15 protein-coding genes are annotated in these 12,989 nt (G+C 52.5%); 10 read left to right on the plus strand and 5 right to left on the minus strand.

The features are described from left to right. The first annotated feature begins 136 nt into the window (after positions 1–136). The 6 genes from BLR64_RS21945 (at position 137) to BLR64_RS21965 (ending at position 3,969) form a co-directional block, all read left to right on the plus strand. Complete coding sequence (locus BLR64_RS21945) at positions 137–574, plus strand: RrF2 family transcriptional regulator (RefSeq protein WP_090717505.1); 438 nt, start codon at positions 137–139, stop codon at positions 572–574. Positions 575–721: 147 nt separating this feature from the next. Then, positions 722–1,369 (plus strand): nitroreductase family protein, encoded by a 648-nt coding sequence (locus BLR64_RS21950; protein ID WP_090717508.1) that lies wholly within the window; start codon positions 722–724, stop codon positions 1,367–1,369. Between the two features lie 26 nt (positions 1,370–1,395). Next, positions 1,396–1,557: a hypothetical protein gene (locus BLR64_RS30405; RefSeq protein ID WP_167360756.1), complete on the plus strand. Its 162-nt coding sequence runs from the start codon at positions 1,396–1,398 to the stop codon at positions 1,555–1,557. A gap of 33 nt (positions 1,558–1,590) precedes the next feature. Next, positions 1,591–2,292, plus strand: a complete 702-nt coding sequence (locus BLR64_RS21955; protein WP_090717510.1) for a pirin family protein — start codon at positions 1,591–1,593, stop codon at positions 2,290–2,292. 38 nt (positions 2,293–2,330) lie between these two features. After that, positions 2,331–2,660, plus strand: a complete 330-nt coding sequence (locus BLR64_RS21960) for a hypothetical protein (protein WP_090717513.1) — start codon at positions 2,331–2,333, stop codon at positions 2,658–2,660. 214 nt (positions 2,661–2,874) lie between these two features. Beyond that, complete coding sequence (locus BLR64_RS21965; protein ID WP_090717515.1) at positions 2,875–3,969, plus strand: Leu/Phe/Val dehydrogenase; 1,095 nt, start codon at positions 2,875–2,877, stop codon at positions 3,967–3,969. 124 nt (positions 3,970–4,093) lie between these two features. Here BLR64_RS21965 and BLR64_RS21970 read toward each other — a convergent pair whose 3' ends face one another. Continuing rightward, a complete protein-coding gene (locus BLR64_RS21970) occupies positions 4,094–4,750 on the minus strand; it encodes a peptidylprolyl isomerase (RefSeq protein ID WP_415841159.1) in 657 nt (218 codons plus the stop codon). A gap of 170 nt (positions 4,751–4,920) precedes the next feature. Between BLR64_RS21970 and BLR64_RS21975 the strand changes: the two genes are divergently transcribed. Beyond that, positions 4,921–6,159: an MFS transporter gene (locus BLR64_RS21975; protein ID WP_090717518.1), complete on the plus strand. Its 1,239-nt coding sequence runs from the start codon at positions 4,921–4,923 to the stop codon at positions 6,157–6,159. A gap of 101 nt (positions 6,160–6,260) precedes the next feature. On the opposite strand, the gene BLR64_RS21980 is transcribed toward BLR64_RS21975, so the two are convergent. Both BLR64_RS21980 and BLR64_RS21985 read right to left on the minus strand, forming a co-directional pair. Continuing rightward, positions 6,261–6,863 (minus strand): hypothetical protein, encoded by a 603-nt coding sequence (locus tag BLR64_RS21980; RefSeq protein ID WP_090717519.1) that lies wholly within the window; start codon positions 6,861–6,863, stop codon positions 6,261–6,263. Between the two features lie 20 nt (positions 6,864–6,883). Continuing rightward, positions 6,884–7,063, minus strand: a complete 180-nt coding sequence (locus tag BLR64_RS21985; protein ID WP_090717522.1) for a hypothetical protein — start codon at positions 7,061–7,063, stop codon at positions 6,884–6,886. Between the two features lie 245 nt (positions 7,064–7,308). On the opposite strand from BLR64_RS21985, the gene BLR64_RS21990 reads away from it, so the two are divergent. Together BLR64_RS21990 and BLR64_RS21995 are read left to right on the plus strand one after the other, a co-directional pair. After that, the gene (locus BLR64_RS21990; RefSeq protein ID WP_090717524.1) at positions 7,309–9,207 is read left to right on the plus strand and encodes a sensor histidine kinase; all 1,899 of its coding nucleotides are present in this window, start codon (positions 7,309–7,311) and stop codon (positions 9,205–9,207) included. Between the two features lie 111 nt (positions 9,208–9,318). Beyond that, positions 9,319–11,235, plus strand: coding sequence for a sensor histidine kinase (locus tag BLR64_RS21995; RefSeq protein ID WP_090717528.1), 1,917 nt, complete (start codon positions 9,319–9,321; stop codon positions 11,233–11,235). A 21-nt stretch (positions 11,236–11,256) separates the two neighbouring features. Here BLR64_RS21995 and BLR64_RS22000 read toward each other — a convergent pair whose 3' ends face one another. Next, positions 11,257–11,499 (minus strand): NHLP leader peptide family RiPP precursor, encoded by a 243-nt coding sequence (locus BLR64_RS22000; protein ID WP_090717587.1) that lies wholly within the window; start codon positions 11,497–11,499, stop codon positions 11,257–11,259. 68 nt (positions 11,500–11,567) lie between these two features. Continuing rightward, positions 11,568–12,545 (minus strand): hypothetical protein, encoded by a 978-nt coding sequence (locus tag BLR64_RS22005; RefSeq protein ID WP_090717531.1) that lies wholly within the window; start codon positions 12,543–12,545, stop codon positions 11,568–11,570. 116 nt (positions 12,546–12,661) lie between these two features. On the opposite strand from BLR64_RS22005, the gene BLR64_RS22010 reads away from it, so the two are divergent. After that, positions 12,662–12,985: a hypothetical protein gene (locus tag BLR64_RS22010; RefSeq protein WP_090717590.1), complete on the plus strand. Its 324-nt coding sequence runs from the start codon at positions 12,662–12,664 to the stop codon at positions 12,983–12,985. The last annotated feature ends 4 nt before the right edge of the window (positions 12,986–12,989 follow it).

Below are 12,989 nucleotides of genomic sequence, written 5' to 3' on the forward strand. Positions count from 1 at the left end.
CAGCTGACAGCCCGCGTTTATAGCAGCAAGCCTCTGCCTTGGACCTGCGGGTCGTTAGGGCGGGGGCTTTCTTTTTGCCAAAAAAGGCCGGGCGTTCTATACTTAACATACATCAATGAGTCAGAAAGGAGCCCGTATGACAAAAACACGCAGCAGTGGCGCTTCCCAATATAAATCGTTCGGACTCGTACTGCAGGCAATGGTGGTGCTGGCCCGCAAAGGTGATACCTGTTCAAGCTGTGAAATGGCCGAGCTGCTCTCTTCCGAGGCGACCCTGCTGAGAAAGACGATGGCCAAGCTGACGCGTGCACAGATTCTGATAACCAAAGAAGGCCGGGACGGCGGCTACGCGCTTAACTGTGACCCGGAAAAGCTGACCCTTGCCGACATTTTTCAGGCACTGGAGGCTGGCGAAGCGTGCAGCAAAGCGGTGAATGAGACGATGTGCGGCAATGCGCTAGGTGAGCAGATGATGGGCGCCTGCAGTGAACTTTTTGCCGAAATGGACCGCAGTATCGTGGTTGTGCTGGAAAAATATACGCTAGCTGAAATGGTGCGTAAGGCTGGCTGTTGACAGAAGGCTTTTTTGTGAACTAAACTGTGCGTAATTAATTACAGTTAAATGTTGGATAGCATAGGAATTGATGACGCAGATTTTTTTTGACATTAACTGTGCTTTTATAATCACAGAATTGGGATCAGGAAGAGGAGGAGTTAGACAATGACAACAGAATTGAAGGTGGAAGCGGAGTTCAGTAAGGTGATCCGGGAGCGGCATTCGGTGCGGAAATATGATCCGTCCTGGAAAATTTCCGATGAGGAAATCAAAGCGATTCTGGATGACGCCATTCTGGCCCCGTCCTCATCCAATTTGCAGCCTTGGCGCTTTATTGTTATTACAGATCCGGCACTGAAGGAGCAGCTGCTTCCAATTGCCAATAACCAGCAGCAGGTTGTCGATGCTTCGGCTACGATTGCTGTTATCGGCGACATCGAGGCTTACCGCAATGCAGAGAAAATATGGGAGTACGCTGAAGCAGCCGGATATGTCACTGCAGAGGTGGGGGCGGCAATGGCTAAGCGCAGCAGAGACGGCTACTCCAGCATGCCGGTCCAGAAGCTGAAGGAAATAGCCCTCGTTGACGGCGGCCTGGTATCCATGCAGCTGATGCTTGCGGCGAAGGCGAAGGGCTATGATACTGTACCTATGGGCGGCTTCCATCCCGATAAGTTCCGTGAGCTGTTCAGCATTCCTGAACGTTACGAGACTGTAATGCTGATTGCTCTGGGCAAAGCCGCAGCAGAAGGACGCTCCACCGCCAGACTGCCGCTGGAAGAAGTAGTCCAGTGGAACGGATTCGAGGGGTAACTTGAAATTGAAGGAGCAGCTGGCGTATGCAGGCTGCTTCTTTTTTTTGGCAGAAGGAATGCCTTCCCCGGCTGCTGACCGTCGTTTTTGGTTTTGCCGGGCTTTCTGCTAAACTATTGTTAGTGCCATGCAATAATGCAGGCTTTCTACAGCAGAATTTATGCTTCCAGCAATCACTGAATGATTAACTCAAACTCATCAGACAATCAGGAGGGATCGATATGATCAAGGTTTATCCCGCGGCATCCGCGCACCGGTTTGATCATGGCTGGCTGAAGGGCAGCCACAGCTTCTCGTTCGGGGATTTCTATGATCCCGATAATACGGCTTTTGGTCCTATGCGCGTCTGTAACGATGATACCATTGCACCGGGCAGAGGCTTCGGTGCCCATCCGCATAGCGACATGGAGATTGTCTCCATTGTATTGTCCGGGCGGCTGCGCCATGAGGACAATCTGGGCAATGTGGCGGAGACGGAGTTCGGCGGCGTTCAGCGGATGTCGGCCGGTACCGGGGCGATCCATACCGAACATAATCCTTCGGACACAGAACCGGTGCGGCTGCTGCAGCTTTGGTTCATGCCGCGCACACGCGGTACAGCACCCTCCTATACAACCGGGCGGTTTGATCCCGCCAGGCTTGAAGACAGACTGCTGCCGGTGGTTGCCCCGGAGCGCACCCCGGAAATTGTAGACATCGCCCAGGATATGACCATTTATCTCGGCCGGACCGAGGCGGGCCGGCAGCTAACGTTTGAGCAGGAGGATGGCCGCCGTATTTTCATTTATTTAATTGAAGGGCAGGTTAAGCTGCCGGACGGTCAGCTCCTGCAGCCGGGAGATTCGGCCCGGATTGAGGGAATCAGCAGGCTTGCGCTTACCGCTGAAGCTGATACTCTGGTCATGGTTATTGATCTGCCCTAGTCAGGCACGTACAATCCTATTATGAAGGAGGAGCCAAAATGCAGCAGCAGGAAAGGGTGCTGGTGAAGCACTCTGTAACCGGGCGTATGCTTGTCAGCAGCACGGACGGACTGAGCTACACGTTTAGCCCGCAGGGGGAGCTTACGCTTATTAAGCTCTGCGGAGTAAAAGCTGCGCAGGGGGCGGCCGTGGTGGAGCTGAGCCCGGAGCTGAATGTCTTCCGGTTTGAAGAGCCGGCGGAGGGACCGGTGATCAAGCACTGGTATTATGTCGGGGATCATCCTGTCGTGTACGATGCGGATGCTGAATGTCTGAGCATCACTGTCCAATCGGAAATTGAATACCGGCCGGATGAATACTGGGAATAGAGGCGCATCTGCGCTTCTTTTTTTGAGGACTGGGGACGGCTTGCCCGGTTCAATGAGACTTACATTACACGTTATATTGATGTCCGTTATTGGGTTTATTTCGCTTTTTATTCTAATAAAAGGGACAAATGAACTTGACAACAAAAGTTGAGTATACTAGCTTTGTTATGAAACGTAACACGCATAATGCGATAAGACAGGGGATATGGACACAATGGAATTGTTTGCAGCAATGGAGCAGGACGATTACGAGGAACTGTTGTTTTGCCAGGATAAAGCATCGGGCCTCAAGGCAATTATTGCGATTCACGATACTACACTGGGACCGGCGCTGGGCGGAACGAGAATGTGGACCTACGCTACTGAAGAGGCCGCTATAACCGATGCGCTCCGGCTTGCCAAAGGGATGACCTACAAAAATGCCGTGGCCGGTCTGAACCTGGGCGGCGGTAAAACCGTCATCATCGGCGATCCGAAGAAGGATAAAAATGAAGCCATGTTCCGTGCTTTCGGCAGATACATACAAGGACTTAACGGACGTTACATTACAGCTGAGGATGTTGGAACCACAGAAGCGGATATGGACATTATTCATCAGGAGACCGACTTTGTAACCGGGATTTCGGCTACTTACGGTTCTTCCGGTAACCCGTCACCAGCGACAGCCTACGGGGTCTATCAAGGGATGAAGGCAGCAGCCCAGGCCGCCTTTGGCAGCGACTCGCTGGCCGGCAGAACGGTTGCTGTGCAGGGTGTCGGAAATGTCTCGTTTACACTGTGCAAATATCTGCATGAGGAAGGCGCAGAGCTGATTGTCACGGATATCAATAAGGAAGCGGTGACCCGGGCCGTTGAAGCCTATGGTGCCAAGGCAGTTGATCCCTCGGATATTATCAGTGTACAGTGCGACATCTACGCACCTTGCGCGCTTGGGGCGACCATCAACGACGAGTCGCTGCCGCTGCTTAAGGCCAAGGTGGTTGCAGGCGCAGCCAACAACCAGCTGAAGGAGCCGCGCCACGGGGACGCCCTGCATGAGATGGGCATCGTCTACGCGCCCGATTATGTCATTAACGCCGGCGGCGTTATTAATATTGCCGACGAACTGAACGGCTACAATAAGGACCGTGCCTTCAAGCAGATCGGCAAAATCTATGACAGCATTACCCGCGTGCTGGAGATTTCGCGTATCAGCGGTATTCCGGCGTATGCGGCAGCAGACCGCCTGGCCGAGGAACGGATTGCCCTGCTGCGCAACAGCCGCAGCACCTTCCTTCGTAATCCGCATCATGCCATCAGCAGAAGATAACAGCCAGCCTGCACCGGAAGTCATACGGTGCAGGCTGCTGTAACGTGAAGAAGCCCGTCTCCGGATAACCCGGAGACGGGCTTCTATACTGTACGGATTGAAGCTCCCCCGGTCAGGGCTGGAGCTATTCTACTTTTTCCGGCTCCGGATAAGTAACGCCCAGCGTGTCTACCGTAACCTTGGTCATGACAGGAGGCGTGTCCGGCCGGTCCGAGTCGTTACGCGGCAGGTTAACGATGGCTTGCACAACATCCAGGCCTTCCGTTACCTTGCCGAAGGCGGCATAGCTGCCATCAAGGTGAGGAGAAGTTGCGGTCATAATGAAGAACTGGGAGCCGGCGGTGTCCATAGCCTGACCTCTGGCCATGGACAGCACACCTTCGGTGTGCAGCAGGTTATTCGTGAAGCCGTTGGCCAAGAATTCGCCTGCAATGCTATATCCCGGACCGCCCATGCCGGTGCCTTCGGGATCACCGCCCTGAATCATAAAGCCCGGGATAACACGGTGGAAGATCGTTCCGTCGTAGAAGCCCTTTTGAATCAGGGAAATGAAGTTGTTTACGGTATTCGGGGCAACCTCAGGGTAGAGCTCAGCCTTGATAATGCCGCCGTTATCCATCTCAATGGTAACGACAGGATGGCTGGCCGTGGCAGACGGGACGCCTTCGGTGGCGGCAGCTGCATTGTTGTCCGCCGGCTTGTTGCCGCAGCCTGCTGCAAAGATCATCAGCAGGGTCATCATCAGCAGCAGAATGACTGGGGTTCTTCTAATGCGCTTCACGGTGTAAATCTCTCCTTTAATCATGAGTAGGCTGGATTGCTCATCACTCATCATACATGGTTTGTCCCGTCTGATGCAAAGGTTCGGGAAGCACAATGGTTTGGCATCACGGGAAAATAGGTCTAGAATGGTAGATACTTCAGGGTTTAACAGAAGGGACGGTGGTTGTCTTGGCATTTTCATGGAAAAGGAATCTGATCGTGCTCTGGATAGGTGTGTTTTTCTGCAGCACCGCCTACTCGATCTCGATTCCGTTCCTCTCGATTTTTCTTAGTGACCAGCTCGGAGTTACCAGTCATCTGGAGATCTGGTCGGGGGTGAGCTTCGGGATTACCTTTCTTGCAAGCGCGCTGATCTCACCTTACTGGGGGTCTCTGGCCGACAAATACGGGCGCAAGCCGATGCTGATCCGCTCGGGCTTCAGTCTGGCTGCACTTTATCTTATTAATTTCTTTGTTCATGACCCGTATGTGTTTCTGATTGTACGTGTGCTTCAGGGGCTGCTTGCCGGATTTGTTCCGGCCGCAATTGCGATGGTGGCGACCAATACGCCGGAGGAAAAGACCGGCTATGCGCTCAGCATCATGTCAACAGCGGGAGCAACAGGCAGCATTATCGGCCCGCTGATCGGCGGGGTGGTGAGCTATTATTCGAGCAACCGCGATGCATTTCTGTTCTCGGCGGCCATTGTGCTCGTATCAGCGCTGATTGCCACCTTTTTTGCCAGGGAGGAGAACTTTAACCGTTCTGCTGCAAGATCGCGTGTCAGCGATGACATCCGGGAGGCAGTCAAAAATAAAGCGTTCATTACACTGCTGTCACTGGCCGGGATCAGCACCTTTTCAGTTATGATTCTGGAGCCGCTGCTGCCGATTTATCTGCTGGATATGGGGATTTCAAAGAACACGGCATCGCTTAGCTCGGGTATTGTTTTCTCCGCTGTCGGCATAGCGACGGTAATAATGGCTCCGCAGTGGGGGCGGATCGGCAGCCGGAAGGGCTTCGGGTTTATTTTGTTCATCGGCCTGATCGGCGGCGGGATCGGCAACATCCTGCAATATTTCGTGTCCGGCTATGTAGAGTTTGCCATTCTGCGGTTTGTCTACGGCCTGTTCTATGCGGGAGTGCTGCCTTCAGTCAATGCAATGATTGTCCAGACGATTGAACCCGGCTTCCGCGGCCGCGCGTTCGGCCTGAATCAGGCAGCCTCGCAGCTAGCTACCATGGCCGGGCCGATCATCGGCGGACTTCTGGGCGCGTTCATCCCGATCCGCTGGGTATTCGTAATTAACGGAATGATGCTGCTTGCAGCAGCGCTGCTGGTCAAGCTGCGGAACCTGGAGGCCAAGGTCGTTGAAGCGCGAGCCCACGGAGAAGCAGCAGATACACAGGCAAGCGGCAATATCTAAAATAAAAATAACAAAAGGCCAAAAGCACCGGAAAACGTTTCCGGATTTGCTTTTAGCCTTTGCACATTATCGCTTAAATATCTTTAACTAAAGCTCATTGACTAATCCTCTTCACCTGTAGAACCGTTCAGCAGATCGGTTCCGGGCATAGCATCAACCGGCGGGGCGGCCGGGTCAACCGCAGTTCCGGGCTGCAGCTCATCGGCATCCGGAACATCCTCCAGCGGCTGCTCCTCCTCATAGCTGTCCTCTTCATCGGCATAGTCGATGACACTGCCGGTTAAACCGGCTGCTCCGGCGGCGAAAACCGAATCCGATTCCAGCAGCTCGTCCCGCTGCGGGGCAGGGGAAGCGATGACGCTGCTATCCCGGTCGGCCCTGCGGCCAAGTGCCGGCTGAGGCTCGTTTACACCGATATCGGCAGCGAGGATGGAGTCGCCTTCAAGTGCCGGATCAGCCCCTTCATCCGCTATGCCGTCCACATAATCAACAGGTCTTTCATGAGCAGGCTCATGACTGGCCAGTGAGGACTCCAGCGGCTGGCGCTCCACATCCAGCGTTACACCGCTTACGCCCTGCTCCGTAATAGTGCCGAGAGGGCGCCGGTCCTCAAGCGGAATATCCTGTTCCGGGGGAGCGTCGCCCATTTTCTGATAGCGCTCATATGCAAAATCGGCTTCAGTTTTGTTGAAATCATTACCCATAGCCGTTCAGCTCCTTAGATTTAAGTCTGTCCCTCTTTGGGGACAGCGTGATTGATGGCAGCTTCCTGCTCCTCATCCCGTAGTGCACCGGGATAAGAGCCTTCCTGAAACAAGCCGAAATCCTCATCTATATCCCGCTCGGTTACGAGCCCGTCGTCATCCCGTTCCGCGCTGGCATCAGATTTCCTTTTGTCAGTCATAGCCGGACCTCCTTACCCTGATCTATAGTAATTCTATACCCGATTACACAGCGGCGAATCTGCACCTCCCGGGCTTGGCACGGCATTCTTAATATATTCATTCTTCAGATTGATTAACCGTACCGATAATAAAAACAGGGTTTCCGCTGGAATTTGCCGATGGAGGCAGGGAAAGTGCGAAGGTTGTCGAAAGTAAGAATCATACGAACTATTAAAATCTAACTTATGATTTATTGAGGTGTCTAATGAAGCTGTCATCACCAAAGAGAGTGGCCGCCATATTCATGCTTCTGCTCTTGACCTTTCTGGTGACTGCAGGGATTGTGATCGGGCGGAGCGGTGAACAGGATATTGTCCTGCCGGAATGGGAGCTGAAATGGGCGCAATCCGGGGAGGAGACTGTTGATGAAGCAGCAGCTGCTCCGCAGGAGGAGTGGATGAAATGTTCAGCGGATATAGACAGACCGCTGCCTCCCGCAGATGTTGACGCAGCCTGGCTGCGCTTTGAAATTCCGCAAATGCAGACAGATTCAGCGCTGCTTATTGATAAAGTATACGGAACAACGCTCAAGGCTTACCGCAATAACACGCTCATCTACGATTCGAGGCAGAACGTTAATTTGAGCGGCAGTAAAGTACTGATTCCGTTAACAGTTACGCAGGGTGACGGACCGTTGTATCTGTGGAGCACCGGAGGGGACAGGGGCTTCGGGGTAGGGGGGCAGATCAGAGCGGGACATTATGATGGTCTAATGTCGCTATATGTCAAACATGACCTGGTGGATGTGATCCTGGGGACCTCGCTCATTTTTATGGCTGCCGTCCTGCTGGTATGTTTATTTTTTATACGGATGCAGACATTGTCCGGCGGGTACTATCTTGTGCTGGTGATCCTTGCATTCGGCGTGCTGTTTATTACTTACTCCCCGTTTCTGTCGCTGGTTATAGGCAGCAGGGAGCGGCTGATCGAAGCCAGCTTTGATACGGCATTATTTATCCTGCTGCCGGCCTTTACGTTATATTTCGAACGGATTTTCGGACCCGGCAAAGGCCGGCATCTTGTCCGCTTCCGTAATATTCAGCTGGGGTACTCCTGTTTGTGCTTTGTCTTTCTGCTGGTGAATGTCCTGCTGTCCTTCAGGCTGGACAAGCTGTATGTGATCATGACGGTGAATGTGCTGGGGGTATTGATGATTGTTCAGCTGGCCTATCTGCTCGGGCTGGCCGTAGTCTATGCTTACCGGGGCAACAAGGATGCCGCTATTTTCTCCACCGGTTTCGCCGTCTTTGCAGTCATTTCAATCAGCGAGCTGGTATTATATTTTACCTCCACAGGCCCCTTCCATCTTTTTTGGTGGAAATGGGGCGTGGTGGCGTTTATCCTCTCGCTGATCATCATTCTCGGCAGGGGCTTTGCCAGAAACTACGAGCAGGCACTCGCCTATTCCCGGGAACTGGAGCAGTTCAACAATACCGCGCAGCGCTCGGAAAAAATGGAGATCATCAGCGAGCTCGCTGCTTCTGTAGCACATGAAGTACGGAATCCGCTGCAGGTGACGCGAGGGTTCCTGCAAATTCTGGGTGAACGGTCCGGGCGCAAAGAGAAGGAATATCTCGATATGGCGGTGCAGGAGCTGGACCGGGCCTCCCTGATCATTACAGACTTCCTCACCTTTGCCAAGCCCGGACTGGAGGAAGTGGATATATTCGAGCTGTCCGGGGAGCTGCGGCATGTTGCCGGCATCCTGGTGCCGCTGGCTAATCTGCAGGGCGGTACCATTGAACTGAAGCTGCAGGAAGGGCTTTATGTGCTGGGCAGTCCCGCCAAGTTTAAGCAGGCCTTCATTAATCTGATCAAGAACAGTGTAGAATCGCTGTACGAAGAAGGACTGATTACGGTCTCAGCCTGGAAGTCGGGCCAGCATATCATCATTAGTGTGAAGGATAACGGGGAGGGCATGAAGCCGAGCGAGCTGTCCCGTCTGGGAGAGCCGTATTATTCCAATAAAACCAAGGGAACAGGCCTGGGGCTGATGGTCACCTTCCGGATCGTCGAAGCGATGAACGGCACCATTCAATTCCACAGTAAAAAAGGCCAGGGAACCGAGGTTGTTGTAAAATTACCAGCAGATCACAGTAAATAGAAAAGATTTGATATAAAAAGGGTATTTAAAAGGGATAAGGGCATTGCTGGGCGAAATACTAGCTGTGATCTGTCCCGCATTTATACCAATACATTCTCTTGGGGTGCTTGCATGCGCTTGATCGGTAAAAGTGTACATATAACAGCGATGCTGCTGCTGATAATGTTGTCGTTCGTGTCATTGTCAGCCTCCGGGGAAGGGCATTATGCTGCAAATAAAATAACGGAATGGCAGATGCAGTGGGGCCAGAGCCCGGGCGACACAGGCCTTGAAGTCCCGGACGGGGATCAGGGGGCCTGGTTCGACAGCGGAACGGCCAATCCTGCAGGCGATCTTCCGGACGGGCTATCCTCCGCGTGGATCCGCATCCAGCTTCCGGCCTTTCACTATGTATCGCCTGCCGTTTACATCGAAAAGCTCTATGCCTTGCATATCAAGGTATTTGTAGAGAACCGGCTGGTGCTGGAGGGGGACCGCAGCTACATCAAGGACAACTATTCCCTGCTTGTACCGCTCACAGGCGAGGATAACGGTAAAACCATGTATATCTGGACTTCGACGCTCCAGGACCGGATCGGAATCAAGAATTCAATCGTGATCGGCGAGCATAGCGAGCTTATCCGCCATTTTGTCAAAAACGGGCTCATTGATGTCATTCTAGGCGGCTCTTTTATTTTTGTGGCGCTGGTTCTGTTTATGTGCGGTTTTTTCCTGGACAGGGAGCATTTTACGATTGCCGTGTCTTTATCCATTGTCATTGCGGCCACGGGTATACTGGCGATTACCTATTCGCCCTTTATTTATACGTTTTACAGTCAATACGGAGCGTTAAGCATCATCTTTCTGGATCTGGGGCTGCTGTCGCTGCTGCCAGCGCTTACGTTTCTGTTTGAGAAAATATTTGGCAGCGGCCGCTTCGCCATCATCCGGCGGTTCCGCATTTTTCAGACGGCATACTCTGCATTCTGCATTCTGTGCCTGATCATTAATACACTGGCAGACAACCGCTTTGTGGAGTTCTATTATTTTGTCTCTACTACAGTAATCGGTTTTATTATGATCACCCAGTTTGTCCTGCTCATTGCCTGTGTAATCTTCTTTTCGCTAAAAAAGAACAAGGACGCGATTACATTTGCCATAGGCTTCGGTACAGCCGCCTTAACAGGAGTAGCCGAGCTGGTCTGGTATTATATCAACAACGGTGACTACGATCTGTTCTACTGGAAATGGGCGCTGGTCGTGTTCATTCTTTCACTGATTGTCATTCTGGGCCGCAGGCTGGCTCTGAACCACCGGCAGGTGGTCAAATATTCAAGGGAGCTGGAGCTGTTCAATAACGAGCTGCAGCGTTCCGAAAAAATGGAAATTATCAGTGAGCTTGCTGCCTCGGTAGCTCATGAGGTGCGTAATCCGCTGCAGGTGACAAGAGGGTTTCTGCAGCTTCTCAGTGAGAAGGCAAGCGGCAGCGAGGAACAGTATTTATCCATGGCGCTCAGTGAGCTGGACCGTGCAGCTAATATCATTACGGATTTTCTGACCTTTGCCAAACCGGAATTCGAGCAGATTTCGATTCTGAATGTCAGGGAGGAGTTCAAGCATATCGAGAGCATTATGCTGCCGCTATGCCATCTGAACGGGGGCAAAATGCTCATGCAGGCCGGAGAAGGTTTATGGGTCAAAGGCAACTCCTCCAAGTTCAAGCAGGCTTTTATCAACATTATCAAGAACAGCATTGAATCGCTTGGAGAGGAAGGCACCATACAGATGATCGCTTACGGTGTCGGTGAATACGTGTATATTCATATTCAGGACGACGGAGAGGGAATGGAGCCTGAGGTGCTGAACCGGCTTGGTGAGCCGTACTTCTCGAATAAAACGAAGGGAACGGGCCTTGGCCTGATGGTGACCTTCCGGATCATTGAAGCGATGGCGGGCGAAATCCGTTTTGAAAGCCAAAAAGGAGCCGGAACCGAGTCCGTTACGACTTTGCCATTGGCAAAGCCTCCGGAAGGTTCAGGCTCCCTGTGAAGTCAGAGGCGTGATGTATGCTTACCAGGAACCTAGGGTGGTGACATCCGTTTTCATAACACCGGAGGACGGATTTGGAGGAATAACCAGATAGAACTCATTGGAGCCTTCCTCGACCGTTTTGAGTGTAATATGCTCAGGCAGATTGATACCTAGTGCTTCTCTGAGAGCTTCTTTCGGATCGGCAAGCAGCTTAGCTTTGAAACCCGGATCTTCCCATGCTTTCTGAATCACTTGATTCTTAAAAATCGCCTCTGACACAATAATCACCCTTCCCCGAAATGGTAATATTACCCCGTAAGCATAACATAGCAATTTATTTGAATCTATGACTATTTTTGGTTGTTATCCGAATTATTAGAGCTGAGCTCTTCTTTCATATGCCTGGAAAGCCAGTACTGTAAGCCGCCTTCCTTCAGCAGCAGCTTTTCCGCTTCAATTGCTGCGGCAATCTGCCGGAGGTTGTCCGCCAGCATCTGATGGAATGCAGTGAGCCCGTTAATGCGGAAAACGCCCGAGATCAGCCGTTCATGGTTGGCTGCGGCCGCTGCTGCATACTCCCTAAGTCCGCCGTACGTATAAATAAATGCCCTTACTTTGTCCGGACTAAGAACGGCTTTGTCATCCTGCGGGTGCAGCCGGTGGCGGACCAGGGACAACAGGCAGTTATAGCTGCCATCAGCCAGATCCTCTTCCCAGTCCTCATAGTCGTCTAGCATCTGCAGGGTGATCAGCACTTCCTGCACTGCCTCTTCTGCAGCGGCAATAGAGGACTCCAGGCCGGCGAGCAGCAGAGCGGCTATGGCAGACAGCTTCAGGGGCGCTGCTTTGCCGGCAATCCGGCTGCGGTCGTTAAAGTAATAATCCCCGTCCTTTTCTCCGCTGACGCTGTCTGCCCACTCGAAGAGATAACGTTTGAAATGCGTCCAGAAGGACGATTCCGCAGGGAAGAGCGGACGGTAAAGCTCCAGAAACTCCGCATACAGCAGATTCGCAAGCGGCAGCAGTTCTGCTGCAGAGCTGCTCCGGTTGTCCATCAGATCATCCTGCAGGAAGAAGTAGAGCATCAGAAGAACATTGCCTGAGGACATACTATGCGTCTGCCCAGCATCAAGCCCGTATTCACTGCGGAGCCAGAACGGGAGGAGATAGCAGATATAATTCTTTTTGCTGCGGGCCTCAAAGACATCGAACTGTTCAAGATAGGTCAGCCCTCGGGAGTCCAGCGGCTCCGGAAATCCGGAAATGATCGCCTTGCATTCCTGAAATACCGCCCGAAGCTCCTGTTCATAATCGTTAAGCCAATCCATAGGCTTATCCCCTGTCACTATAAGGTTTGTATGTAAATCTTTAGCTGTAGGTTAATCTGATTGTATGCTGCAATAACATCTTTTTCAATTAGGACTTGAGAGGGGGAATGAAGCTGATGGAATGGTACACATTCGGGCAAATGCTGATGCAAATCCGCCTCGGGCAGAAGGCGGTCACACCTGACGGACGTACCGTAATCCGCACTTCCGGCGGACTGGTCTGGCAGGAGGGCAGGCTTGCCGGTGCTGTGGTTGAAATCAGGGATTACCTGTTCTCCGACATCTGGACGATAATCCAGCATGAAGAGAGCCTGCGGGAGGCCGGGGACCGGGAGGCGCATGAACGCAGGGAGCGTGAAATGCTGGTGAACCAGTATGAGGAAGCGCGGCAGATGTTTCTTGAGAGAAGGAAAGACCCGGCAGAAGAAGCCGGGCGTTAATGAG

Origin of the sequence: Paenibacillus typhae, assembly GCF_900099765.1 — a bacterium.
GTDB classification, from domain to species: domain Bacteria; phylum Bacillota; class Bacilli; order Paenibacillales; family Paenibacillaceae; genus Paenibacillus_AQ; species Paenibacillus_AQ typhae.

Excerpts from the sequence above, each read along its gene's own strand:
- BLR64_RS30405 (WP_167360756.1), top strand. The coding sequence starts at position 1,396 with ATGCAGGCTGCTTCTTTTTTTTGGCAGAAGGAATGCCTTCCCCGGCTG.
- BLR64_RS21990 (WP_090717524.1), top strand. The coding sequence starts at position 7,309 with ATGAAGCTGTCATCACCAAAGAGAGTGGCCGCCATATTCATGCTTCTG.
- BLR64_RS21955 (WP_090717510.1), top strand. The coding sequence starts at position 1,591 with ATGATCAAGGTTTATCCCGCGGCATCCGCGCACCGGTTTGATCATGGC.
- BLR64_RS21995 (WP_090717528.1), top strand. The coding sequence starts at position 9,319 with ATGCGCTTGATCGGTAAAAGTGTACATATAACAGCGATGCTGCTGCTG.
- BLR64_RS21960 (WP_090717513.1), top strand. The coding sequence starts at position 2,331 with ATGCAGCAGCAGGAAAGGGTGCTGGTGAAGCACTCTGTAACCGGGCGT.
- BLR64_RS21950 (WP_090717508.1), top strand. The coding sequence starts at position 722 with ATGACAACAGAATTGAAGGTGGAAGCGGAGTTCAGTAAGGTGATCCGG.
- BLR64_RS22010 (WP_090717590.1), top strand. The coding sequence starts at position 12,662 with ATGGAATGGTACACATTCGGGCAAATGCTGATGCAAATCCGCCTCGGG.
- BLR64_RS21980 (WP_090717519.1), bottom strand. The coding sequence starts at position 6,863 with ATGGGTAATGATTTCAACAAAACTGAAGCCGATTTTGCATATGAGCGC.
- BLR64_RS22005 (WP_090717531.1), bottom strand. The coding sequence starts at position 12,545 with ATGGATTGGCTTAACGATTATGAACAGGAGCTTCGGGCGGTATTTCAG.
- BLR64_RS21985 (WP_090717522.1), bottom strand. The coding sequence starts at position 7,063 with ATGACTGACAAAAGGAAATCTGATGCCAGCGCGGAACGGGATGACGAC.
- BLR64_RS21945 (WP_090717505.1), top strand. The coding sequence starts at position 137 with ATGACAAAAACACGCAGCAGTGGCGCTTCCCAATATAAATCGTTCGGA.
- BLR64_RS21965 (WP_090717515.1), top strand. The coding sequence starts at position 2,875 with ATGGAATTGTTTGCAGCAATGGAGCAGGACGATTACGAGGAACTGTTG.